We start from the raw sequence: 23669 nt of genomic DNA on the forward strand, positions 1-23669 counted from the left end.
TAGCGCGCGGATAGGGGGTTCCGAACGACGACGGAAGCCGATTAGTTATCGAGGATCGAAGCCGATCAGTTATCGAAGCGGGCTTGAACGAACGGCTGGGCGTTCTCGATGTCGCCGAGCCGCGAATCCGACAGGAGGACGGCTTCGGTCTCGTCGATCGGAACCGAGAGGCTGATCTCCTTCGTCCGGCCGTACCGACCCTTGCTGACGACGACGGCGTTGACGATGCCGAGCATGTCGAGTTCGCTGATGAGGTCGGTCACGCGCCGCTGGGTGAGCACGTCGGCGTCGATCTCCTGGCAGAGGCGCTTGTAGATGTTGAACACCTCGCCGGTGTTGATGTTCCGGACGCCGTTCTTTTCGAGGAGGATGATGGAAAAGAGGACGATCTTCGACTGGGTCGGCAGCGTTCGGACCACCTCGACCACGCGGTCGAGTTCGATCTTGTCCTGCGCCTGCCTGACGTGCGTCTCCTCGACCGTGTCGGCCTGGCTTCGTTCCGCGAGTTCGCCGGCGGTGCGGAGGAGGTCGAGCGCGCGTCGGGCGTCGCCGTGTTCCTGGGCGGCGAAGGCGGCGCAGAGGGGGATCACGTCCTCCGTGAGCGCGTCGGCCTTGAACGAGATGTCGGCGCGGTGCTGGAGGATGTCTCGAAGTTGATTCGCGTCGTAGGGGGGGAAGACGATCTCCTCTTCGCCGAGCGACGATTTGACCCGCGGATCGAGGAAGTCGGTGAACTTCAGGTCGTTCGAGATTCCCATGATGGAGATGCGGGAGTTGTCGAGTTCGGAGTTCATCCGCGAGAGGTTGTACAGCGTGTCGTCGCCCGACTTCTCGACGAGTTTGTCGATCTCGTCGAGCATGATGACGACGACCCGCTCGTTGTAGTCGACGGCGTCGAAGAAGGTCGAGTAGACGCGGTCGGTCGGCCAGCCGGTCATCGGGACGGTCTCCATCCCCTCTCTGTCCCGTTCGAGCGCGTCGGTCCGAGCGTCGACTTCGGCGACGGTGTCGAACTCGGTCGCATCGAGGCGGGAAGGGTCATCGGTCGCTGCGTCCCGGAGATCTCGCAGGTCGGCGAGTCGGGCGTCGATTCCGTCCCGGTTCTTCTCGATGAACTTGTTCGCGAGCTGCGCGAGCACGCGGTACTGCGTGTCCGTCACCTCGCAGTTGATGTACTCGACCTCACAGGGAACGTCGTACTTCTGGGACGTCGATTCGAGTTCTTGGCTCACGAACTTTGCGCTCGCGGTCTTTCCGGTGCCCGTCTTCCCGTAGATCAGGATGTTCGACGGCGTCTCTCCCCGGAGCGCCGAGACGAGAATCGTCGCCATCTGGTTTATCTGCTCGGTTCGGTGGGGGAGTTCGTGCGGCGTGTAAGACGGACGCAGCACCTCTTTGTTCTCGAAGATGGGCTCGCCGGAGAGCAGGTCGTCGAACAGCCCCCGGTTGTTCCCTCCGGCGTCGTCAATAACAGCGTCGTCGATGACGGAATCATCGAGGACGACCTCGTCGAGGCCGACCCCGCGGTCGTCGCGGTCGTCGCGGTCGTCGCGGTCGGATGCGTCGCCATCTCCGCGATCGGCGTCGTTTTCGTGATCGGCGACGTTTCCGTGATCGGCGACGTTTCCGTGATCGGCGACGTTTCTGCTGTCAGTACCGTTGCCGCTATCAGTACCGTTGTCGTTGTCAGCGTCGTTGCCGCTGTCAGTGTCGTTTTCGCCGTCTGCGGCGCGGAGCGGGATCGAAGTGGTCTGCGTTTCGTCCGTCGACCCGCTAGTCGCTTCCTCGTCGCCTGTCGCATCGCTGGCGGTCAAGTCACCGGTTATCGGGTGACCATCCGACGAGTGACCGTCCGATGAGCGGCCGTCCGTTGATTCGTCACCTTCCGATCCCTCGCCCGACGAATTCACCTCCGACGGAGTCTTCTCTGGCGGAATCCTCTCTGACGGGGTCTCCCTCGACGAACTGTCGTCCGCCGAGGACGTAGTTGTCGATGGGTTATCGCTATCCCGTCCGTCCGAGCGCTGGTTCTGCGAGCGCTCGTGATCGACGCCTCGGCTCGCGCTCGCGCGCGGAGTGTCGTTCGTCCGGTCGGCGGATTCCGGCCCATCGGCGGACCGCTGATCACCGTCTGGTTCTGTGTCATCCTCGGTCATTCGTCAACCCCACTATTTCATGTGGAAACCACACCGCACGATGCCGATATCCGACGTATTCGACCATCTAAAGGTCGTCTGTACGCAGTCGGCACGCGCAGGGGGTCCAGATGATGCAGACGAAACAATAGAAGACGAGGTACAAAAAGATTATCCATTCGAAGTATTTCCCGCCGCCGTGGGCGTTTCCGAATTCGGTTCGTTCTGTTCGGATTCGGCTCGCTCTCGGAGAGAGATCCAGGATACTGCGCTTCAGTTCGATGAACGACTGGACGCGGATCGGAACGAATCACGAAGCTCCGTGCGGGGACTGAACCGGAAACGGGATCGTTTCGGGTCGAACGTTCGGTCCATCCGCTTTGTCCAATCGATCTTCGCCGATCGGCGTCGTTCTCCCCTTCGTTTCCACTCGAACGCTCACCGACCGTCGCGTTCGCATCGTTCCCTGTTCGTCGGGACCCCCCCACCCCTTCGTTTCGAGTGGAACGGCGAAAAAGACGGTGGGGGTGAGACGTCGGATGCTCGGGGTAGGGAAAAGCTTATACCACATCGGATATAATCATACCCGTACTGAGTAAAGAGCGTTGAATGAAGAGGTGTATATGTATAGTTGTTGTCTAGTTTTGGCAGATGATTTCGCACCGGCGACACTCCCCCTCTCCACCTCCCGGCGTCTCCACCGGAAACGAAGGGGTGGGGGGCTCGACGTCTGACGGCGTTACCGCGACTACACCGACGTAGCGAAGGCGATAAATATCCTCTCGGTGACGTCCTCATCGAACCTCCTCAGTGACGTCCTCATCGAACGTCACGCCGGAGCGGATTTCTCGTGCTCCACACGAAACGGCGGGGTTTTGTCGATCTGAACCCCGACAACAGTTGCTCTGGATCGCGCCCCCGTGATCGTTCTCGTACTCCTCACTTTTTCCGAGCTGTCTCGGGCGGTACGTCGTCGGCAAAATGCGAGCGAGGGAGGCGTGCCCGTGGGCGTCCCTCGAATCGTGGGACGCTGAACGTGAGCGGGAGCACGTACTCTCTGTTTCTGCTGAAGTACGGAACGGGAGTCCACGCGGAAGCCTCGGTCGTTCGAGAGAGCGAAGCTCTCGTGATGCCGAACCGCTCGAACCGCTCTCGGCCGATCGGCGGGATGGCCGTGGACGATTTTGAGTCACTCGACCCCGGGGCAGGTTCTCCCGAACGAAGCCGAGTGGATGGAGTAATGGCCGCGTACCACGTCGGAGAAAGCCGTAATCTTGTATTAAATCTGACAATCGTCTGACGTAGTGCTTAAGTGAGCGGGGGGACGCTATACCCGCATACGCCCCTCCGCGAACGCCGTTCGGGAGGTGCAGGAGGCTATGGATGGGACTGCTAACAAACATCAAAGATAGCATTACGCGGGTCACGGAACGGCTGTTTTCGGCCAGTGAACCCAAGCGAATCGGAATCTACGGGCCGCCGAACGCCGGAAAGACGACCCTCGCGAACCGCATCGCCCGCGACTGGACCGGCGACGCCATCGGGCCGGAAAGTCACGTCCCGCACGAAACGCGACGCGCGCGTAGAAAGGAGAACGTCTCCATCGAGCGCAACGGACAGACGGTGACCATCGACATCGTCGACACGCCCGGCGTCACGACCAAGGTCGACTACAAGGAATTTCTCGACCACGACATGGAGAAAGACGACGCCGTCCGTCGTTCGCGCGAGGCGACCGAGGGCGTCGCCGAGGCCATGCACTGGCTCCGCGAGGACGTCGACGGCGTCATCTACGTGTTGGACAGCACGACGGACCCCTTCACGCAGGTGAACACGATGCTCATCGGTATCATCGAGAGCCGGGATCTGCCGGTGCTCATCTTCGCGAACAAGATCGACCTCGAGGAGTCGAACATCCAGCGCATCTCCAACGCCTTCCCGCAGCACGAGACCGTTCCCCTCTCGGCGCTCGAAGGCGAGAACATGGACGAAGTGTACGACAAGATCGCGGAGTACTTCGGGTGATCCACGGTGCCTGAAGCAACCCCAACCGACGGAGCGGACGACGGGGTCCAGATCGACCTGATAAGCGGCGCGCGGATGGACAGCCTCCGGAGCATGGAGAAGATCCGTCTCATCCTCGACGCCGTCCGCGAGGGAAACATCGTGATCTTAGAGGAGGGGCTCTCCCCGGACGAAGAGTCGAAGCTGATCGAGGTGACGATGAGCGAGATCAGCCCCGACGAGTTCAACGGCATCGAGATCGAGACGTACCCCCGGTCGCAAACCGGCGACAAGAGTTTCCTCGGACGGTTGATGGGCCGCGAGTCGACGAAGAAGCTGACCGTCATCGGACCGGCCAACCAGATCGAGACGCTCCACAAGGACGAAAACCTCATCAGCGCGCTCATCTCCCGGAAGTGACGCCCGCTCATGCCACACCAGTGTACTAACTGCGGGAAGACGTTCGCCGACGGGTCGAAAGAGATGCTGTCCGGCTGCCCGCAGTGTGGCGGAAACAAGTTTCAGTTTCGTCCGTCGAGGGACGAAGAGACCGACGCCGACGCGACCCCTTCGGCACCCTCGACACCTTCGACGTCCTCGACACCTTCGACGTCCTCGACACCTTCGACGTCTTCAACACCCTCGGACGCCGTTTCCAGTCCTTCCTCTGCCTCCTCTTCACCTTCCTCCCCCTCCTCTTCTTCCTCTCCACCCTCTTCGCGCGATTCCGCATCCGAAACGGCCCCCCCCGAGTCCCGAAGCTCCGACGGGGACCCCGAGATCTCGAATCCGTCGTCGCCGGCGTCCAGTTCCGAGTCCGAGTCCCAATCCGAATCCGAATCCGACCACCGCGAATCGAGTATCGGGGGGAGCGGGTCGAAGGGTGACGGACGAGCGTCGAAAATCGAGGAACGAAGTTCGGAGGCCGAAGACCGAGTGTCCGGATCGGAGGCGGAGACAATCGGACCATCGGGTCCTGAAGACCGCGCACAGGCGAGCGCGCGGAGCGACGTCGTTTCGCCGGAGGAGCTCTCCGCGGCGTCGGCGAACGCCGATGTCGAAGCCGCGGACCGGTCGGACCGCCCGCCGAATGCGGACGGTGAGGTCATCGAGCCGAAGAGCGACGAGCGGCCGGGTCTCGCGCAACTTCGCGAGGAGCTCAACGACCAGTTCGAGAGCATCAAAATCCTGAGCCCGGGAACGTACGAGCTAAACCTCATGGAACTGTACGACCGCGAGGAGTACATCATTTCGCTGCAGGAGGACGGTCGATACGTCATCGAAGTTCCGGACGCGTGGCGAGATCCCGACGAAGACTGACGTCGCTCCCCAGCTCGGCTTCGATCCTCAACTCGACGCCGAACCCCAGCTCGACGTCGATTCTCAACTCGACGCCGACCGCCGTGAACCGAGGTTTCATCGCCGGCGCTTCGACCCCTCCGTTTCGACTGGAACCGATCATCGTAGACGCGATCGAGTAGATCGTCGAGCATCCGACAAAACGACGTCGAGATAGATGCCGAAACTCGGCGTGCTGGCCCATAGAGGTCTTCAACGACGAGAAATTCAACGATGGATCTGATTCGCCGTCCGGACCGTCGGCGTACCGGGTAGGCGAACGAACCGGACCTGGGTCGTTCCAGTCGAAATAAAGGGGTCATCGATTCCGAGATCGGCTCAGTTCGTTCGAGGCGTAGATCGCGGCGCGCAGGAGCCGGACCCGTAGATCGTAGCGCACTGGTGCCGGACTCATGGATCGTAGCGCACCGGCGCCAGATCCGAAGATCGTAGTGCGCCGAAGCCGGACCGCCGACGCGGATTGAAGCCTTTATGCGCTCGGGGCTACAGCGTGTGAACATGAGTCAAGCGACGAAAATCGTACTCGGAACGCTCGGCGTCTCGACGGTTCTGGCGGTCGCGATCCTGTTCAGCATCGCGTTCGCCTGATGTTCACGGAACGAGCGCTCCCAGACGATCGTTCCAGCGAGATTCCCGACGACCGTTCCGGCGAGGCGTCACCGGAGCGTCCGACGGATCTCGCGTCGGTTCGCGCGACACACGCGCCCGGCTGTCTCGTCCTCGACGTCGACGCCGACTTCGAGACGATTCCGTCCGCGGCCGCCGAGGATCTCGGGTTGCTCGCCGACGCGCTGGAGCCGGCGACGTATCCGACGGAGTGGCTGCCTGACGACGCCCCTCCAACGCTGGTACGGTACGCGAGCGGCGATTTCACGGTCGGCATGCCCGGTGACGGCACGGTCGCCTGGACCCGGCAGACCGTTCCGCCGGCGGTGCTCGTGAAGGCCCGAGCGGCCGGGACGCCCGGCGACTTCCTCGATTTCCTCCTCGCGGAAGCGTTCGTTCAGATCGGTCTCGACGTTCCCGAACACTTCCTTCCCTTCTTCGGGGAGCGATACCGCGCGCTCGACGACGCCGTTCCGCTCGGCCCGAACGCGGTGTACCAGATCGCCGTCGCGCTGTACGAGGCGTGGCTCGGCCTGCAGACCCGCCCGGTGTTCGGATCGTGGGAGAGCGACCTTCCCCGCCTGTACGGCGCGTGGACGGACGCTGGAACGCGTCTCGAAGGTCGCCTCGCGGACCTCCCGAGCGCCGTGGCGACCGGCCGAACTGACTTCGCCGACGCGGCGGAGTTCGCCTGCGCCGCGATCAAACACGGGCTCGACATTCCCGCCCCCTTCGCGGCGCTCGACACCGAGGCGTACCTGGAGTACGGCGCGGACTACGCGGTCAGGTGGGCCGAAAAAACGTTCGAGAAGCTGGACGACGGCTAGCGCGGCGTGAAACGCAGAACGGCGGCCACCACCGTAGCGCGAAAAGCGGATCGACGGCCGCCAACGCGACACGAAAGCGGATCGACGGCCGCCAACGCGACGCGAAAAGTGGACCGACAGCCCCCAACGTGGCACGAGAACCACAGAATCAGAACTCGCTCGTCACGCTCCCGTCCTCGCGGAGGTCGACGACGCCGTCGAAGAGCGCACGGAAGCGGTCCTGCGTCTCCTCGTCGTGAACCTCCTTCGAGAGGTGGAACAGCCCGACAGCGTCGTGTTCTTTCAGCAGCGAGCAGAGTCGCTTCGCCGCCTCGTACACGCTCTCGTCGTCGGCGTAGTAGGCCATCTCGGTCAGCGAATCGACGCTGATTCGGCGCTTTCCGGGGTGGTTTTTGAGGAAACTTCGCGTCTGCTCGACGATGCCGTCGAGGTCGTTCGGCGAGGAGACGTAGTGAACGTGATCCGACCGTCGTCGGGAGTACCCGCGCTCGACGGAGAGCGCGTCGAGGATGACGGCGCGGGACTCGTCGACCTCGTAGTATTCGAGTTTCTGTTCCACTTCGCGGGCGGTCGTTCGCGTGGAGATGACGAGGAATGCGTCCGTGTCGGTCTTGAAAAAGTCGGTGTCGATCCTGTCCGTCTCGCCGATGCTCGGATGGAGGAGAAGTACGCACGTCCCACCGGGGATGGTGTCCGGCGCGTTCTCGATGGCGAGGGCGTAATCCATACGTGACAGAGCGAGTGAACCGACTTAAGACTGAGGGCTTTCGCGGTGCGGATCGGCGACAAATTCGGGTGCGAGCGCGGGGGCGACGAGCGCTTCGAAGGGAGCGGGGAATGGCGAGCGCTTCGACGGTCGAAGAACGACGATCGATCCGACTCAGAACACGCTGTCGGCCGTCGCCGCGCCAACCACGCTGAACACGGCACCGACGGTCACGGCCTTGAGGGTTATCACCGCCGTCGGAACCAGCGCGCCGCCAGTCTCCTCGGACAGAAACGTGTCCGGCGCGTCGAAGGCGAGCGCGAGGATCACCACCGAGAGGTACGAGACCACGATGAGCGAGATGAATCGGAGCGGAATCCCCGCGACGTCGGCCTCGCGGTCAGGGTCGCGCGCGTCGGCTTTGTACAGCGCGCCGTAGCCGATGGCGAAGACGATACAGACGGTCAGCAAGGTCTGAAGCGCGGACATCCCGATCGCGAGGTTCCACACCTCTTCCGTCACGACGAACGGTCCGGCGAGCAGAAAGCCGCCGACGACCTGCTGGGCCGTGTCGGCGAGCGCGAACCGGCGATGTCTTCCCACCATACGACCCCGCTACGGAGACGCAACCGTAAAACCCCGCGCATTTCACCGCTTTTGTCGGCGTTGGTACCGATTCAGTCCGACTCCGCTCGCCACGCCGACGAGCGCCAGCACGAACGCGAGCAGATGCCACTGGGAGACCCAGTACGGCACGGGCGCGACGTGGCGCAGGCTGGACAGCGCGTAGTCGAACACGGGCAGTTCGACCGACGTTCGTCCGATCGATCGACGCTCCCCGTCGCCGTCCCCGTCGTACGGCGGTCCTGCGGGGTACTCGTCGCCACCGCGGTCGGCTTCGTAGGGCAACCCGGGAACGCCCGCGCTCCAGACGACGGCCCCGGATTCGTCGATCTCCACGACGCGGTTGTTCCGGGTGTCGGTGACGAGCGTGTTGCCGTTCGGCAGGCGATCGGCGTCGCGCGGCCAGTCGAACCCGATCCCGCCAGCCTCTCGAACCTCCCAAACGATGCGCCACTCGCCCTCGATCCGGTGGAGTTCGACCACGCGGTCGTTCTCCGAGTCGGCCACGAGCACCTTCCCCGGACCGAGCCACTGCGGGTTGTGCTGGTGGTTCAGCACCTCCGGGTCGCCGCACGCGACGTCGCCGTCGTCGTCGTAGTCGGCCACCTGACCGGGGCGGACGCAGTTGTCGTCGTCCCCGTCTGCGTCGTCCTCGTTTATCACCTCGACGACCCGCGCGTCGTTCTCGCCTTCACCTCGTTCGACGACGAGGAGCTGGTTCGCGTTCCGCACGGAGACGAGGTAGCGATCCTCGCCGATGCGGTCCACGTCGTTGATGTGGAGCCAGTCCGCCGTCGTGGGGTCCGCCGGCGCGTCGTAGTGGTCGCTCGCGTTCCACGTCCACGTTCGCTCGCCCGTCTCGGGGTCGACCGTGAACACGCTCTCGTACTCCATGTCGGCGACGACGAACTCCCCGGTCGGCAGGCGCTCGGCGTCGTGGACCTCGCTGTCGCGGCCGGTTCTGACCGGGTAGCTCCACTCGTGTACGACCTCGTCGCTCGCGTTTCGGTCGAGAATCCTGAATCCCGTCCGCGAACACGGCGATTCGTACGGTCCGCAGGCGTCTCTGCCGCCCTGCACGTACGACGCGAGTATCGTCCCGTCGGGCAGCACCGACACGTCGTGGTACGATTTCGCGGACTCGCTCGTCCACGTCGTCGTCCCGTTCGCGTTGAGCACCTCGACGCGGCCGTTTGGGTCGCCCTGCACCCCCACGACGGTCTCGTTCGTTCCGATCGCCCCCTCGCCGACCGTATCGACCGGCGGGGCGAGCGCGGCACCGACGACGAGCGTCCCGAGAAACAGGAGGACGGACGAGACCGCCAGCGCCGTCCCCGGCCGAATCCGACGGCGCGTCGCGCCCGCTGTGCGACCGACGGCGTCCTCCGCGCGACCGATACCGTGCGCCGCGCGCCGGTCGGCGTCGCCTTCGGATCGATACTCTGTCGACATATACCCTCCTTGGCGACGCCGACGAGCAAAAGCGCTCAGTTGCCCGATCACCGCTCGTCCACCATCGCCCGATCGTCGCTCATCCGCCATCGCCCGATCACCGCTCATCCGCCATCGCCCGATCACCGCCCCCTCTCGTTCGATTGACTCTCGACCGACTCCGAATTCGTTTTGCCCGTCCGCGGTGACGGGCGCACATGAGCGTTCGCGAGGAGTTCGACGCCTGGGCGGCCGACGGCCGCGACAGGGGGATGGAGGAGCGACACTGGCACACGGCGAAACACGCGCTCGCCCGGATGCCGGTCGAGGAGGGTGACGTCGTCCTCGACCTCGGGACGGGAAGCGGCTACGCGGCTCGGGCGCTCCGCGACGCGAAGGGTGCCGGCCGGGCGTACGGGTTGGACGGGTCCCCCGAGATGGCCCGGAACGCCCGCGAGTACACACTCGACGCCCGCGAGTATCCCGTCGACGACCGGAACGCCGGTCGGGGCGCGGACGCCGCGGACGTTGCGGACCCCGTCGACACCGCGGGCGACGTCGGCTTCGTCGTCGGCGACTTCGACGAACTCCCCTTCCGCGACGACGGCGTCGATCACGCCTTCTCGATGGAGGCGTTCTACTACGCCGCCGACCCGGAGCGCACCCTCGAAGAGCTCGCGCGCGTCGTCCGCCCCGGCGGCACCTTCTTCTGCGCCGTCAACTACTACGAGGAGAACGTCCACTCGCACGGCTGGCAGGAGTCCATCGACGTGGAGATGACCCGCTGGGACCGCGCGCGGTACCGCGACGCGTTCCGCGCGGCCGGCTTTCACGTCGCGGCGCAGGACACCATCCCGGACCTGGAGATCGACATCCCGCCGGCGGATGAGTTCCCGACGGACGACTGGGAGACCCGCGAAGACATGATCGATCGCTACCGGACGTGGGGGACGCTCCTGACGGTTGGCGTCGTTCCCTGAGCGATCGTCGCGACCGATATCGTATCGATCGGCTACCGGTGGTCGGCGTCGAGGTTCCGCGTCGGCAGGTCCGAGACGGCCGGGCCGTCTATCACGCTCCCGTCGCGCTCGAACCGCGAGCCGTGACACGGGCAGTCCCACGTCCGCTCCGCGTCGTTCCACTCCAGGAGACAGCCCATGTGCGGGCAGACGACCGACACCGCGTCCGTCCGGCCCTCCTCGTCGCGGTACGCGCCGATCACGTCCGTTCCGGAGCGCGTCACCGTCGCTTCGTCCCGTCGAAGCTCGCGCACGTCCTGCTTCCGCGGCTTCGTGGCCCAATCCTCGACGAACCGCGAGGCGGCGTCGACGTTCTCGGAGAGGAGTTTCTTCCCGGACGCTCGGATCGAGAGCCGTTCGGGATCGAACACGTCCGCCCACGGGTTCGACTCCCCGAGCACCGCGTCGGAGAGCATCAGCCCGGCCGCGGTGCCGTTGGACATCCCCCAGCCGCCGAAGCCGGTGGCGGCGTAGACGTTCCCCGCGAGGGGGCCGACCTCGCCGACGTAGGGCACCTTGTCGACGGAGGTGTAGTCCTGCGTCGACCACCGGTACTCGACGGATCGCACGTCGAACCGCTCGCGGGCGATCCGCTCCAGCCGGCGGTACCGCTCGGCGGTGTTTCCTCCCTGCCCGGTCTTGTGGTTCTGCCCGCCGACGAGCGTGAGAACCTCGTCGCCCGTGTCGTGCGTTCGGACGGAAAAGTACGGCGTCCCCGGCCTGTAGTACATCCCTTCGGTCGGCGGGTCGGACGCCCGCACGGCGAGCACGTACGACCGCTTCGGGTACGTCCGCGCGAAGTACCCGGCCCGGTCGAGCATGGGAAAGTGGGTCGCGACGACGACGGCGTCTGCGACGACGTCGAGCCCCGTCCGGTCCGTCTCGACGCGACAGGGCGATCCGCCGTCGACGTCCGTCGCCCGCGTCCCCTCGAAGACGTGCGCGCCGTGTTCTTCCAGCCGCTGGACCAGCGCGAGCAGGTACTCGCGCGGGTGAAACTGCGCCTGTCGGTCGAATCGAACCCCCGCCGCCGCCCCGAACCGCGGCAAGTCCTCGACGTACTCGGCCGGAAGTCCGAGGCCCCGCGCGACCCGCGCCTCCTCGCGGTACGTCTCGGCCTCGTCGTCGGACTCGGTGTAGACGTAGGCGGGGAGTCGCCGAAACGCGCAGTCGATCTCCCACTCCTCGACGCGGTCCGCGACGCGTTCGACGGCGGCCTGGTTGGCCGCGGCGTACTGGCGAGCCTTCCCCCGTCCGAACGACGAGGCGATCGAGTCGTACACGAGGCCGTGCTGGGAGGTGACCTTCGCCGTCGTCCGGCCGGTGACGCCGGAGATCAGCCGATCGCGTTCGATCACGGCGACCGTCTGACCGGCCTCGGCGAGTTCGACGGCGGTCGTGAGTCCGACGATCCCGCCGCCGACGACGGCGGCGTCGACGCTCACCTCCCGGTCGAGGGAGCCGAAGTCCGTCGTCGGCGTCGTGTCGAGCCACACCGAGGTCGGTTTTCCCGGCAGGGTCGACTCGTCGGCGTTCGATCGTGCGTCGTCCGTGTCGGTGTCCGGTTTGGCGTCGTTTGTGTCGACGTTCGGTTTAGCGTCGTTCGTGTCGACGTTCGGTTTGGTGTCGTCCGTGTCCATGTCTGATCACCGTGCGCGCGAGGGCGCGCCGACCGCGTCGCCGCGTTCGAAGGAAGTTCGAAGACGACCTCGAAGGCCGACGAGAGCGCCACAGAGGGGCGGGAAGCCGTCGACCACCGGCGAGAGAACGTCCGATTCCGGCGAGAGAACGTCAGCTTCCGACGAAGCGACGCTCGAATCGAAGAGGAACGTCTGACGGTTCGGGTTCGATCCACAAAGGTTTCGTGGCGGCGCGCGGGACGCGTCCGGAGCCGATGGGTTCACCGCACCTCGACGACGTGCGCGTCGTCCGGGTCGAACCCGACCTCGACCTCACCCGTCGACACGTCGTTCTCCCCGTGCATCCCCGTGCCCTCTTCTACATACATCCCCGCGTCGTCGGCGCGGAGCGTCAGCCGCCGTCCCTTCCAGTCGAGGTGAACGCGCGTCGAGTCGCCGAGAAACTCCGCGCTCTCGACGGTCGCGCGGAGGCGGTTCTCGCCCGCACCGAGACGGAGGTGCTCCGGCCGCACGCAGAATGTGATCCGGTCGCCGACCGACGGCGATTCCGGCGTCCCGGACGCCGCTCCTCGTTCTGCCACGTCCGGCGACGGGATCGCGAACGTCTCGTCGCCGACGGCGACTCGCATTCGATCCGCGTCGAGTTCCCCCGTTTCTCGGCCCAGGTCGAACCCCTCCATTTCGTCTCCAGAGTCGAACCGGTCTCGGTCGGCGACTATCTCTCCGTCGAGAACGTTGTTGTGACCGACGAACGCCGCGACGAACCGCGACCCCGGTCGGCGGTACACCGCCCGCGGCGCGCCGACCTGTTCGATCCCGCCGTCGTTCATGACAGCCACGCGGTCCGACACGGCCAGCGCCTCCTCCTGATCGTGAGTGACGTAGACGGTGGTGACGCCGAGCGCCGACTGGATCTCCTTCACTTGCAGTCGAAGGCGCTCGCGGAGGCGGGCGTCCAGCGCGCTCATCGGCTCGTCGAGGAGGAGCAGCCGCGGGCCGGGCGCGAGCGCCCGTGCGAGGGCGACGCGCTGTTGCTGCCCGCCCGACAGCGCCTCCGGTCGTCTGTCCCCCAGTCCGTCGAGGTTCACGAGCGAGAGCAACCCCGCGACCCGTTCGCGTCGATCCGAACCGTCCGGCGGATCCGAAAAGCGGAGGCCGTAGCCGACGTTCTCCGCGACGGTCATGTGCGGGAAGAGCGCGTAGTTCTGGAAGACGACGCCGACGCCGCGCGACTCGGGCGGGACGCCCGTCGCGTCCGCGCCGTCGAACAGGACGCGACCCGCCGTCGGCGTCTCGAAGCCGGCGATCAGCCGCAGCGTCGTCGTCTTCCCGCACCCCGACGGGCCGACGAGCGTGAAGAACTCGCCGTCGCGTATCCGCAGGTCGACCCTCGAGAGTGCCGCCGTCTCGCCGTACTCCTTCCGGACGCCGTCGAGTCGGACCTCGGTCACGCGCCGCCCCACCTCCCCCCGAACCGGTCGATCACGACGAAGCTCAGGCTCGTCGCGACCAGCAGCACGCAGCCCATGGCGGTCGCCGGACCCAGGCGGCGGCCGAGGTACCGCTCGACGGCGACGGGCATCGTGTAGCTCCCGGACCCCGAAGCCAATAGCACCGTCGAGTCGAACTCGCCGATGCTGATGGCGAAGGCGAACGCCGCGCCCGCGACGACCCCCGCGGCCACGAGCGGCAGTTCGACGTCCAGAAGCGCCCGCGCCCGGGTCGCTCCGAGGCTCCGCGCCGACTCCACCATCCGCGGGTCCAGCCCGCCCAAGAGCGGCGCGACGGTGCGCGTCACGAACGGGTACGCCGCGACGGCGTGGGCGGCGACGATGGCGAGCGCCCCGGTCGCCTGGATCCGATATTCGCCGACGTCGACGCCGAAGACGAGCCCCCGGAGCAGACCGAGACCGACGACGATGCCGCTCACGGCGAGCGGTGCCATCGCCAGCGCGTCCACGACCTTCCGCCCGCGGAACCGCCGCGTCGAGAGCACGGCCAGCACCGTGCCCATCGGGAGCGCGAGGAGCAGCGTCCCGACGCCGAAGACGAGCGAGTTCCGGATCGCCGGCAGGGGCTTCACCTGATAGCTCGCGCCGGTCGCCTGCCGTTCCACGAGGAACGCGTAGTGTCGGAGCGTGACACCGCCGTCGGGGCCGGCGACGCTCGCGAACAGCATGCTGGCGACGGGCCCGACGAAGACGACGCCGACGACGAGCGCGTACGCCCCGATTCCGACCCGGGTCAGCGCTCCCCACGGCGTCCACGACGCGGGCCACAGCGGCCGTCTCGCCTGCGGACGCGCGCCCCGGTCGGCCGTCTGCTGACGCGCCTCGTACCGGAGGTAGGCGTACGTCAATCCGAGGGTGACGACGGTCTCGACGATTGCGAGGGCTGCCGCCTCCGTATACGCCAGGTTCAGCACCCTGTCGTAGATGAACACCTCGACCGTCGCGAGCTGGAACCCGCCGAGCGCGAGGACGATGGGGAACGACCGGAAGGTGAAGACGAACGTCAGCGTCGCTCCGACGAGCACCGCCGGCAGGAGCTGCGGGAGCGTCACGTCCAGAAACGCCCGTCGCGGGCCCGCCCCGAGGCTCCGGGCGGTCTCGATCGCCCGGGCGTCGACGCTCTCCCACGCCGCGGTGGCGACGCGCGCGACGAGCGGCGCGTTGTAGAACGCGTGGGCGATCACGATCGCTTCGAGCGTGTACAGGAGGGTGACGGGTCCGAGGCCGACGAGAGCGAGCGCGCGGTTGAGCGTCCCGGCCTCCCCGAAGGTGGCGACGAACCCGATGGCGACCATGATCGCGGGCAGCACGAACGGCAGGATCGTGAGGGAGCGAAGCGTCCGCCGCCCGCGGAACTCGAAGCGCGAGAGGACCCACGCGCCCGGGAGGCCGAGCGCGACGCTCGCGAGCGTCGACAGGAGCGCCTGCTTCGCGGTGAACCAGAAGATGTCGACGAGGTAAAAGCGCGAGGTGAGCACGGAGACGAGCGGCCGGATCGTCGGCTCGCCGTTCACGACGACGGCGTCGACGAACACGGTCGCCACGGGGTAGTAGAAGAAACCGAGCAACGCGGCGGCCGTCGCCGCCGCGACGAGCGAGAGCGCCCGCGGTTCGACCCGCCGGCCGAGCGCGGCCGCCCGCGTTCCGAGCCACCGGCGGAGCGCGATCGCCCGCGGGTCGATCCATCGGCGGAGCGCGCTCGTCCGCGTTCCGACCCACCGGCGAAGCGCGTCCCGAATCACTTGCTCGCGAACTCCCGCGCCCACCCCTCGGTCCAGCCGTCGACGTTCCCCCGTAGCTCCTCGTAGGTGAACGTGACGGGTTCGTCGGGCTCCTTGGCGTACCTTTCGAAGTCTTCGGGGAGTTCGGCCGCGTCGGTCGCCGGGAACTGGACGTTCCGGACCGCGATCTCCGCCTGGACGTCGGGGCGGAGCACGAAGTCCATGAAGCGGTTCGCGAGTTCGACGTTGCCGGACGCGGCGAACCGCGCCATCCCCTCTGGGTTCGCGTACCCCTGTCCGCTCAGGAATCGAATTCGGTGCTCGGCGAGGTCTTCGCCCTCCTCGTTCGCGTACACCTGATCGGTCGAGTAGGAGACGACCATCGGCGCTTCGTCGTTCGAGTACGCGGCGTAGGAGTCCTCCCACGTCCCGAGCACGCGCACGTCATTCTCCTTCAACCCCCGCCAGTAGTCGAGGTAGCCGTCACCGCCCTTCGCCTTGATCGTGTGCAGCAGGAACGCCTTCCCGGTGCTGCTGGTGGTCGGGTTCTGCGTGAGGAGGTCGCCCTCGAACTCCGGCCGCAGGAGGCCGTCGAACGTCTCCGGCGCGACTTCGTCGGTCTCGTCGTACACGAGGCTGATGTACCCCGTGTCGTAGGGGACGACCCGTCCGCGCGGATCGAACTCCAGCCCCTCCTTCACGTCCCCTCTGCGGTCGAGCGTCCCGTCCTCGACGGGGGCGAAGAGGTCGTCGTCGAGGTTCTCGTCGATGCGGAGGAGCATGTCGGTGTCGAGGCCGACGTACGCGTCCGCGTCGATCTCGACGCCCCGCGACGCGCGCTCGATGTAGTAATTGACGCCGTCCTCGGGCGTCTCCCACGTGAGCGTCGCGTCGAACTCCGACTCGAACCGACGCTTGAGCCACGGACCGGGGCTCGAACTCGGCGCGTCGACGAAGGCCCCGTACGTGGCCACGACGAGTTCGTCCCCGTCGCCGTCGCTCGATCCGGTCGTCGTTCCCCGCCCGCCGTCGCCGCCCGCGCCCCCCGCGTCGTCGCGCTGGACCGTACAGCCCGCGAGCAGGGCGGCGCTCCCGACGCCGGCCGCGGCCAGAAAGTCGCGTCGCTTCATTACCTGGTGATCTCACCCGGTGTTACTTAACGGGCGTGGTGTCGGCCGTCGGTCACGGTCCGCCCGTCGCGTCGGCCCCGTCTCGGGCGTTCTCCGCGCCCGCTTCTGTCGGCCCGCCGCGCGCCTCCCACTCGGTGAGGCTCCCCTCGTAGAACGCGACGTCCTCGTACCCGAGGTGCCGGAGGACGACGTAGGTGTGGCTGATCCGGCGGGCGGTGTTGCAGTACAGCACGATCCGCCGATCCGGGGTTATCCCGTGCGCGTCGAGGATCTCCGCCAGCTCCTCGCGCGGTTTCAGCCCGCGCGTCTCGTCGTCGACGAGTTCGCGCCAGTCGAGTTGCACCGCGCCGGGAACGTGCGCCTCCTCGTACTCCCACGGCTCGCGGGTGTCGACGATCGCGTCGTCCGAGTCGATCGCCGACAGCACCTCGTCGTAGCCGACGAGCGGCGACCGCTCGGGGTCGCGCACCTCGTAGGTCGTCGGCTCGATCTCGGGCGGTTCGGTCGTCGTCTCGCGCTCGCGGCTCCACGCGCTGTAGTCGCCGTCGAGCAGGTGCAGATCGCGGTGGCCGTACAGCTCGGCCGTCACGAGAAAGCGCGCCGCGAAGACGCCGTGGGTGTCGTCGTAGGCGACGATCGCGTCGTCGGCCGCGATCCCGGCCTCCCTCATGAGCCGCTCCCACACGCCCGCGCCCGGAAGCATCCCCTCGTCGCCCGAATCGCCGCTCCGAAACTCGTCGAAGGGGACGTTTACCGCCCCCGGAACGTGTCCGATACCTTCGTACTCCCACTCGTCGCGCACGTCGACGACGCGCACTTCGTCCAGTCGGTCGGCGAGCCACGCCGCCGACACGACCGCGTTCTCGTCCATGCCTGACGCGATCGCGTTCTCGTCCATGCCCGCCGTAGACGGCCGACCGATTTAGCTTCCGGTCTTTCGTCCCCGTCCGGCTTACTGGCAAAACGTTCCGCATTTTCCCCGTCGATTCCGTCTCCGCTCGGAGACGTCGGTGCCCGGTCTGCGCGCAGTCGTGTCAATGAGAAATAATGCGGATACATTCTCCGGAATGTCAGACGAATGGCCGTACATGCCGGGTGTATTGGTATTATGCCGGGGGAACGCGTAGGGCCACGCGCAATGTCAGATTACGCGAAGGACGTTCTCGTTTCGGCGGACTGGGTCGAAGAGCGCCTCGACGACTTCCAGAGCGACGATCCCGACTATCGACTGGTCGAGGTCGACGTCGACACCGAAGCCTACGACGAGGGCCACGCCCCCGGCGCGATCGGCTTCAACTGGGAGACGCAGCTTCAGGACCAGACGACGCGGGACATCCTCGAGAAGGACGAGCTGGAGGACCTGCTCGGCGGCCACGGGATCAGCGAGGACTCGACGATCGTCCTCTACGGCGACAACTCGAACTGGTTCGCGGCCTACACCTACTGGCAGCTCAAGTACTACGGTCACGAGGACGTCCGCCTGATGAACGGTGGCCGCGACTACTGGCTGGACAACGACTACCCGCTCACCGAGGAGGCCCCGGACTTCCCGGAGCAGGAGTACACCGCCCGCGGCCCGTACGAGTCGATCCGCGCGTACCGCGACGACGTGGAGAAGGCGATCGACAAGGGCCTGCCGCTCGTCGACGTCCGCTCGCCCGAGGAGTTCAGCGGCGAGATCCTCGCCCCGCCGGGACTGCAGGAGACCGCCCAGCGCGGCGGCCACGTTCCCGGCGCGCGCAACATCTCGTGGGCCGCCACGGTGAACGACGACGGCACGTTCAAATCGGTCGACGAGCTCCGCGAACTGTACGAGTCGCAAGGCGTCGACGACGACCAGGACGTCATCGCCTACTGCCGCATCGGCGAGCGCTCCTCGATCGCGTGGTTCGCGCTCCACGAGCTGCTCGGCTACGACAACGTCACCAACTACGACGGCTCGTGGACCGAGTGGGGCAACCTCGTCGGCGCGCCGATCGAGAAGGGCGACGGGCAGTAGACCGCTCGAACCGTTCCGACCGTTTTTTCGACGCCTATCCGCCGAGCACGAGCGCCGCCACCCGCGGCGTCAGGAACGCCTCGACGAAGGCGGCGACGACGAGCACGAGCGCGAGTCCCAGGAGCGCCTCGAACGCCCGTCCGATCTCCTCGCCGACGTTCGCCGCGTCCCGCCGGCCGCGGAGCGCCTCCCAGCCCACCCTGCCGAGGTGGAACCCGAGCCCGCCGGCGACGGCGATGGCGGGGAGTTCTATGACCCCGTGCGGCGCGACCAGCGCCAGGAACGCGGTCGGATCGAACACGCCGGCGAGCGCGCCGATGAGCACCCCGTTGAAGAGCAGGCTCGCCGCCGTCGGCACCCCGAGCGCGAGCCCGCCGTACGCCGCGCCCGCGCCGACGAGCCAGTTGTTCGCCGCGAGGTTGACGAACGTCCCCACCGGCACCGCACCGAACACGTCCGCGACGTTCCCCGGCGGGGCGATCCGAACCCCGTAGGGCGACGTCAGGAGCCACCCGCCGACCATCCCGAGGCCGAGGGAGGCGAGGCCAGCGAGGTTCGCGGCCGGGTGCGATCGGACGAACGATCCCAGCCGCCGCGCTCCCCGACGGAACGCGGCGACGAACCGCGCGCTGACGGGCGGTCCCCCTCGCCGCGGCAGCGCCGTCTCCGCGTACAGAGAGGTCTTGAACCCGTCGAGCGCGGGGAGCACGGCGAGCGTCGAGACGACGCCGAGGAGTTGCGGCGCGCCGGCCAGGTTCAGCGCGGCGGCGAGAATCCCGGTCGCGACGAGCGCCGCGCTCGCCACGACGACGTAGAAGAGGAACGCGACCGGGTGACGAAGGGGGACCCCCGCGCTCCGTCGAACCGCGCCGAGCGCTCCCGCGCCGTCGACCACGACGGCCTGCCCGGCGAACGCCAGCGCGAGGTAGACGGCCACGAGAAAGAGGAGCGAAACGAGGCCGGAGAGCAGCGCGACGGCGATTTCCACCGGACCGAGCGTCGCCGCGACCGCGATCCCGATCGCGAGCGGCGCGACCGCGGCGGCGAAGAGCGCCGCTCGGAGGATCCCGAGCGCGACGAACGCGCGCCAGTGCCGCGCGATCCCGCCGACGCCGCCCGCGAGCGGGTCGTCGCCGAGCAGCGCCGCGTACACGGACCCTAGCGTCGCGGCCGCCGCGACCGCTCGGGCCACGAGAGATAGCACGACGAACGCGACGAGCGAGACGGCGACGATCGAAAGCACCGTCGGCGTGAGCAGCCCGCTCGTCGCGTCGACGAGTTCCGGCGGGATCGTGTCGGGGTTCTCCGGATCGACCTCCGAGGCGTCGAGGCGGTCGAATTCGCGAGCGACGGCGCCGATCCGTCCCTGCGCGTCGAGCAGGAAGACGACGGTTCCGAGGCCGACGAGGAGCGGGACGCGGGCGGCGACGAGCGCGCCCGTGGCGAGGAGGTAAAACGGGAGGACGCTCCCCGCGCGGTCGACGGGCAGGCGGACTCCCGAACGGAGGGCTGTCGAAACGTTCACGCGAAGGCGTTGATCCGAGTGAGTGTATGTCTTGCCCCGACGGGCGCGGTCGGGTTCGGCCGCGGAGATCTTCCGTCCGCCGACGGAACGCCGCGACCTGTCGATGCTTACAAGCGTGACGCGGTCGTAGCCCGGCGCATGGACGGACCTACCTTCGTCGAGACGCTTCGAGCGGACAACGAAACCGCGCTCTCCAGACTCGGCTCGTCGAAGTCGCTGTACGCGCTCACCGGGGGCGAGATGGACGCGCCGAGCGTCCGCGCGGCGGCCCGCGACGAGGCCGAGAGCGCGTACGTCATCTTCGAGGAGTGGGCCGAAACCGAGTCCCGCGACGAGGCGGCGGCGCTCTTCGCCGCGGTCGCCGAGACCGAGGAACGCCACCGCGACGAGATCGAGTCTGAGGGAGGCGATCCGGACACCGATCGTCCGATGTACGAGACGCTCGCCGGCTTCGACGACGCGGTCGAACGCGTGGCCGGCCTGCTCGCCCGATCCGTGGTCGCGAAGGAGACCGCGGCGCAGATGGTCGGCTTCTTCGTCGGCAGCGCCAAGACCTCCTCCGCGGACACGTTCCGCGGTATCCGCGGCGACTTCGACGATCAGACCGGGGAGGCCGCCCGCGCCCTCGACGAAATCTGCGAGCGCGACGAGGACTGGGAGCGCGCCGAGAGCGCCGCGAACGCGGTCGTTCAGGCCGCCTACGACGACTACGTCGAGACGCTCGAGTCGATGGGCGTGAAGCCGAAGAACGTCTGTTAGACGCCCGCCGCTCGTCCGAATCCACCGCTTGTCCGAATCCGCCGTTCGTCCCCGATCTCGCCAGAACCGAAGCTCCGTGTCTCCTTCTCTCGATTTCCACCGGAAACGAAGGGGTGCGCGGCGCGGTCCGGACGCCCGTTTCCTACACTCCTTCGACCGTCTTCCGGTACTCAGTCACGTGCTCGCGCGCGGATTCGACGTGCGCTTTCGCTTCCCCGTCGAGTTCGCCCGCGAGTTCGTGCAGGACGTTCATGTGCCGGTCGAGCCGACCGTGGTCCGGTCCGCGCTCCGCCGTCGCGAGTTCGGCCAACTGGTTCGACTGGTCGTACAGCCGCTCTCGCATCTCCCCGTCGACCCGCTCGCTCGCCTGTCGGAGTTCTTCGCTCGCCGTTTGGAGTTCCTCGCGCGTCATGGCAACGCGTGGATACGCTCGCCCCCGCGAAAAGTGTTTGTCGGTCGGCGGGCGACCCGGAGGCGAGTTCCCGCGAGCGAGCACCCCGAACGCGAGACGCCGCGAGCGAGCGACCCAAGTACGTCCGCCCCCAAGCGGACGTACCGTGACTGAGACTGAGGGTCCGCTCTCGCCGGACCGCCCGGACGCCGAACGACCGTTCCGCGTCGACGCGCCCTTCGACCCCGCGGGCGACCAGCCCGAGGCCATCGCGCAGCTGGCCGAGGGGTTCCGCGAGGGCATGGAGAAGCAGACGCTGCTCGGCGTGACCGGTTCCGGCAAGACCAACACCGTCTCGTGGGTGGTCGAGGAGGTCCAGAAACCGACCCTCGTCATCGCCCACAACAAGACGCTCGCCGCACAGTTGTACGAGGAGTTCCGGAACCTCTTTCCGGACAACGCCGTCGAGTACTTCGTCTCCTACTACGACTACTACCAGCCCGAGGCGTACATCGAACAGACGGACACGTACATCGACAAGGACATGTCGATAAACGAGGAGATAGACCGGCTGCGCCACTCCGCCACCCGGTCGCTCCTCACCCGCGACGACGTGATCGTCGTCGCGAGCGTCTCCGCAATCTACGGGCTGGGCGACCCGCGCGATTACAAGGGGATGGCGCTGGAGTTGGAAGTCGGCCAGGAGATCGACCGGGACGAACTGCTCCGCCGGCTGGTCGACCTCAACTACGAGCGCAACGACGTGGACTTCGCGCAGGGCACCTTCCGCGTCCGCGGCGACACCGTCGAGGTGTTCCCGATGTACGGCCGCTACGCCGTCCGCGTCGAGTTCTGGGGCGACGAGATCGACCGAATGCAGAAGATCGACACCCTCGAAGGCGAGGCGAAGTCGACCGAGCCCGCCGTCCTGATCCACCCGGCGGAGCACTACTCGATCCCCGAGGGACGCATCGAACGGGCGGCGACGGAGATCGAGGAACTGATGGAAGAACGCGTCCGCTACTTCCAGCGGCAGGGCGACCTCGTCGCCGCCCAGCGGATCGAAGAGCGGACGACGTTCGACCTGGAGATGCTGCGCGAGACGGGCTACTGTTCGGGCATCGAAAACTACTCCGTCCACCTTTCCGACCGCGAGCCCGGCGATCCGCCGTACACGCTCCTCGATTACTTCCCGGACGACTTCCTCTGCGTCATCGACGAGTCCCACCAGACCATCCCGCAGATCAAGGGGCAGTTCGCGGGCGACAAATCGAGGAAGGACTCGCTCGTCGGCAACGGCTTCCGCCTCCCGACGGCGTACGACAACCGTCCCCTGACGTTCGAGGAGTTCGAGGAGAAGACCGAAAAGACGCTCTACGTGAGCGCGACGCCGAGCGACTACGAGCGCGAGCGCTCCGAGCGAATCGCAGAACAGATCGTCCGCCCGACGCACCTCGTGGACCCGAAGGTGGAGGTCGCCGACGCGACCGGGCAGGTCGACGACCTGATGGACCGCATCGACGAGCGGATCGACCGCGACGAGCGAACCCTCGTCACGACGCTCACGAAGCGGATGGCGGAGGACCTCACCGAGTACTTGGAGGAGGCGGGCGTCGACGTGGCGTACATGCACGACGAGACGGACACGCTCGAACGTCACGAACTCATCCGCGACCTCAGGCTGGGCGAGATCGACGTGCTCGTCGGCATCAACCTCCTCAGGGAGGGACTGGACATCCCCGAGGTGTCGCTGGTCGGCATCCTCGACGCCGATCAGGAGGGCTTTCTCCGCTCGGAAACCACCCTCATCCAGACGATGGGCCGCGCCGCGCGGAACGTCGAGGGCGAGGTGGTGCTCTACGCCGACGACACGACCGACTCGATGGCGTCGGCCATCGACGAAACCCAGCGCCGCCGCCGGATTCAGCGGGAGTTCAACGAGCAACACGGGTACGAACCGCAGACGATCCAGAAGGCGGTCGGCGAGACGAACCTCCCCGGCAGCAAGACCGACACCGCCGGGTCGGTGCGCGAGACGCCTGAGACCGACGAGGAAGCCGCCCGGCAGGTCGAACTGCTCGAAGAGCGGATGCAAGAGGCCGCGAACAACCTGGAGTTCGAACTCGCGGCGGACATCCGCGACCGCATCCGCGACCTCCGTCGGGAGTTCGACCTCGGCGGGACCGACCGCGACGAGGGCATCGCGCCCGAACCCGAGGAGTTCTGACCGCCATCGGACCTGTTCTCTAATAAACCCCTTGTAAAAACAGGCGAGAAATAGA

General features: G+C 66.9%; 20 protein-coding genes. 9 read left to right on the forward strand and 11 right to left on the reverse strand.

Annotation, left to right across the window (positions count from 1 at the left end; all coding sequences use genetic code 11):
- Window positions 1-65: 65 nt before the first annotated feature.
- Window positions 66-1814 carry an AAA family ATPase gene (locus tag C3L37_RS08170; RefSeq protein ID WP_449267280.1) on the reverse strand — a complete coding sequence of 583 codons (1749 nt, stop codon included), beginning with the start codon at window positions 1812-1814 and terminating at the stop codon, window positions 66-68.
- Between the two features lie 1704 nt (window positions 1815-3518).
- Between C3L37_RS08170 and C3L37_RS08175 the strand changes: the two genes are divergently transcribed.
- The 5 genes from C3L37_RS08175 to C3L37_RS08190 all read left to right on the forward strand — a co-directional run bounded on the left by C3L37_RS08175 (window position 3519) and on the right by C3L37_RS08190 (window position 6931).
- A complete protein-coding gene (locus C3L37_RS08175; protein ID WP_129114125.1) occupies window positions 3519-4160 on the forward strand; it encodes an Era-like GTP-binding protein in 642 nt (213 codons plus the stop codon).
- A gap of 6 nt (window positions 4161-4166) precedes the next feature.
- Window positions 4167-4559, forward strand: a complete 393-nt coding sequence (locus C3L37_RS08180; RefSeq protein WP_228546176.1) for a DUF2073 domain-containing protein — start codon at window positions 4167-4169, stop codon at window positions 4557-4559.
- Between the two features lie 63 nt (window positions 4560-4622).
- Window positions 4623-5459, forward strand: a complete 837-nt coding sequence (locus C3L37_RS08185) for an OapC/ArvC family zinc-ribbon domain-containing protein (RefSeq protein WP_323740462.1) — start codon at window positions 4623-4625, stop codon at window positions 5457-5459.
- A gap of 537 nt (window positions 5460-5996) precedes the next feature.
- Window positions 5997-6086: a hypothetical protein gene (locus tag C3L37_RS25975; protein ID WP_449267281.1), complete on the forward strand. Its 90-nt coding sequence runs from the start codon at window positions 5997-5999 to the stop codon at window positions 6084-6086.
- The gene (locus C3L37_RS08190; protein ID WP_228546177.1) at window positions 6086-6931 is read left to right on the forward strand and encodes a DUF7089 family protein; all 846 of its coding nucleotides are present in this window, start codon (window positions 6086-6088) and stop codon (window positions 6929-6931) included. The genes C3L37_RS25975 and C3L37_RS08190 overlap by 1 nt, the downstream gene beginning before the upstream one ends.
- Before the next feature lie 148 nt (window positions 6932-7079).
- Here C3L37_RS08190 and C3L37_RS08195 read toward each other — a convergent pair whose 3' ends face one another.
- The 3 genes from C3L37_RS08195 to C3L37_RS08205 form a co-directional block, all read right to left on the reverse strand.
- On the reverse strand, window positions 7080-7658 hold the full coding sequence (locus tag C3L37_RS08195) for a DUF7090 family protein (protein WP_129114127.1): 579 nt from the start codon (window positions 7656-7658) through the stop codon (window positions 7080-7082).
- A 153-nt stretch (window positions 7659-7811) separates the two neighbouring features.
- On the reverse strand, window positions 7812-8243 hold the full coding sequence (locus tag C3L37_RS08200) for a DUF2391 family protein (RefSeq protein ID WP_129114128.1): 432 nt from the start codon (window positions 8241-8243) through the stop codon (window positions 7812-7814).
- A gap of 42 nt (window positions 8244-8285) precedes the next feature.
- Window positions 8286-9713: an arylsulfotransferase family protein gene (locus tag C3L37_RS08205; protein ID WP_228546178.1), complete on the reverse strand. Its 1428-nt coding sequence runs from the start codon at window positions 9711-9713 to the stop codon at window positions 8286-8288.
- Window positions 9714-9910: 197 nt separating this feature from the next.
- On the opposite strand from C3L37_RS08205, the gene C3L37_RS08210 reads away from it, so the two are divergent.
- Window positions 9911-10672, forward strand: a complete 762-nt coding sequence (locus C3L37_RS08210; RefSeq protein WP_129114129.1) for a class I SAM-dependent methyltransferase — start codon at window positions 9911-9913, stop codon at window positions 10670-10672.
- A 32-nt stretch (window positions 10673-10704) separates the two neighbouring features.
- Here C3L37_RS08210 and C3L37_RS08215 read toward each other — a convergent pair whose 3' ends face one another.
- The 5 genes from C3L37_RS08215 to C3L37_RS08235 form a co-directional block, all read right to left on the reverse strand.
- Window positions 10705-12351, reverse strand: coding sequence for an FAD-dependent oxidoreductase (locus C3L37_RS08215; RefSeq protein ID WP_129114130.1), 1647 nt, complete (start codon window positions 12349-12351; stop codon window positions 10705-10707).
- Between the two features lie 260 nt (window positions 12352-12611).
- Window positions 12612-13802: an ABC transporter ATP-binding protein gene (locus tag C3L37_RS08220; protein WP_228546179.1), complete on the reverse strand. Its 1191-nt coding sequence runs from the start codon at window positions 13800-13802 to the stop codon at window positions 12612-12614.
- Window positions 13799-15529 carry an ABC transporter permease gene (locus C3L37_RS08225; protein WP_129114630.1) on the reverse strand — a complete coding sequence of 577 codons (1731 nt, stop codon included), beginning with the start codon at window positions 15527-15529 and terminating at the stop codon, window positions 13799-13801. The genes C3L37_RS08220 and C3L37_RS08225 overlap by 4 nt, the downstream gene beginning before the upstream one ends.
- 71 nt (window positions 15530-15600) lie before the next feature.
- Window positions 15601-16713: a thiamine ABC transporter substrate-binding protein gene (locus tag C3L37_RS08230; protein WP_129114132.1), complete on the reverse strand. Its 1113-nt coding sequence runs from the start codon at window positions 16711-16713 to the stop codon at window positions 15601-15603.
- A gap of 52 nt (window positions 16714-16765) precedes the next feature.
- Complete coding sequence (locus C3L37_RS08235; protein WP_129114631.1) at window positions 16766-17584, reverse strand: sulfurtransferase; 819 nt, start codon at window positions 17582-17584, stop codon at window positions 16766-16768.
- Between the two features lie 267 nt (window positions 17585-17851).
- Between C3L37_RS08235 and C3L37_RS08240 the strand changes: the two genes are divergently transcribed.
- Complete coding sequence (locus tag C3L37_RS08240) at window positions 17852-18712, forward strand: sulfurtransferase (RefSeq protein WP_129114133.1); 861 nt, start codon at window positions 17852-17854, stop codon at window positions 18710-18712.
- A gap of 34 nt (window positions 18713-18746) precedes the next feature.
- Here C3L37_RS08240 and C3L37_RS08245 read toward each other — a convergent pair whose 3' ends face one another.
- Window positions 18747-20237 carry a stage II sporulation protein M gene (locus C3L37_RS08245; RefSeq protein ID WP_129114134.1) on the reverse strand — a complete coding sequence of 497 codons (1491 nt, stop codon included), beginning with the start codon at window positions 20235-20237 and terminating at the stop codon, window positions 18747-18749.
- A 138-nt stretch (window positions 20238-20375) separates the two neighbouring features.
- On the opposite strand from C3L37_RS08245, the gene C3L37_RS08250 reads away from it, so the two are divergent.
- Window positions 20376-20996: a transcription antitermination protein gene (locus C3L37_RS08250; RefSeq protein WP_129114135.1), complete on the forward strand. Its 621-nt coding sequence runs from the start codon at window positions 20376-20378 to the stop codon at window positions 20994-20996.
- A gap of 142 nt (window positions 20997-21138) precedes the next feature.
- On the opposite strand, the gene C3L37_RS08255 is transcribed toward C3L37_RS08250, so the two are convergent.
- The gene (locus tag C3L37_RS08255) at window positions 21139-21408 is read right to left on the reverse strand and encodes a DUF7553 family protein (RefSeq protein ID WP_129114136.1); all 270 of its coding nucleotides are present in this window, start codon (window positions 21406-21408) and stop codon (window positions 21139-21141) included.
- 145 nt (window positions 21409-21553) lie between these two features.
- Between C3L37_RS08255 and uvrB the strand changes: the two genes are divergently transcribed.
- The gene (uvrB, locus tag C3L37_RS08260) at window positions 21554-23614 is read left to right on the forward strand and encodes an excinuclease ABC subunit UvrB (RefSeq protein ID WP_129114137.1); all 2061 of its coding nucleotides are present in this window, start codon (window positions 21554-21556) and stop codon (window positions 23612-23614) included.
- Window positions 23615-23669 lie beyond the last annotated feature (55 nt).

The organism is Halegenticoccus tardaugens (genome assembly GCF_004116405.1).
Taxonomy (GTDB): Archaea; Halobacteriota; Halobacteria; order Halobacteriales; family Haloferacaceae; genus Halegenticoccus; species Halegenticoccus tardaugens.

Bases quoted from the DNA above. Each gene is read 5' to 3' on its own strand.
- C3L37_RS08175 (WP_129114125.1), top strand. From the start codon at position 3,519: ATGGGACTGCTAACAAACATCAAAGATAGCATTACGCGGGTCACGGAA.
- C3L37_RS08185 (WP_323740462.1), top strand. From the start codon at position 4,623: ATGCTGTCCGGCTGCCCGCAGTGTGGCGGAAACAAGTTTCAGTTTCGT.
- C3L37_RS25975 (WP_449267281.1), top strand. From the start codon at position 5,997: ATGAGTCAAGCGACGAAAATCGTACTCGGAACGCTCGGCGTCTCGACG.
- C3L37_RS08190 (WP_228546177.1), top strand. From the start codon at position 6,086: ATGTTCACGGAACGAGCGCTCCCAGACGATCGTTCCAGCGAGATTCCC.
- C3L37_RS08195 (WP_129114127.1), bottom strand. From the start codon at position 7,658: ATGGATTACGCCCTCGCCATCGAGAACGCGCCGGACACCATCCCCGGT.
- C3L37_RS08200 (WP_129114128.1), bottom strand. From the start codon at position 8,243: ATGGTGGGAAGACATCGCCGGTTCGCGCTCGCCGACACGGCCCAGCAG.
- C3L37_RS08205 (WP_228546178.1), bottom strand. From the start codon at position 9,713: ATGTCGACAGAGTATCGATCCGAAGGCGACGCCGACCGGCGCGCGGCG.
- C3L37_RS08210 (WP_129114129.1), top strand. From the start codon at position 9,911: ATGAGCGTTCGCGAGGAGTTCGACGCCTGGGCGGCCGACGGCCGCGAC.
- C3L37_RS08215 (WP_129114130.1), bottom strand. From the start codon at position 12,351: ATGGACACGGACGACACCAAACCGAACGTCGACACGAACGACGCTAAA.
- C3L37_RS08230 (WP_129114132.1), bottom strand. From the start codon at position 16,713: ATGAAGCGACGCGACTTTCTGGCCGCGGCCGGCGTCGGGAGCGCCGCC.
- C3L37_RS08235 (WP_129114631.1), bottom strand. From the start codon at position 17,584: ATGGACGAGAACGCGGTCGTGTCGGCGGCGTGGCTCGCCGACCGACTG.
- C3L37_RS08240 (WP_129114133.1), top strand. From the start codon at position 17,852: ATGTCAGATTACGCGAAGGACGTTCTCGTTTCGGCGGACTGGGTCGAA.
- C3L37_RS08250 (WP_129114135.1), top strand. From the start codon at position 20,376: ATGGACGGACCTACCTTCGTCGAGACGCTTCGAGCGGACAACGAAACC.
- C3L37_RS08255 (WP_129114136.1), bottom strand. From the start codon at position 21,408: ATGACGCGCGAGGAACTCCAAACGGCGAGCGAAGAACTCCGACAGGCG.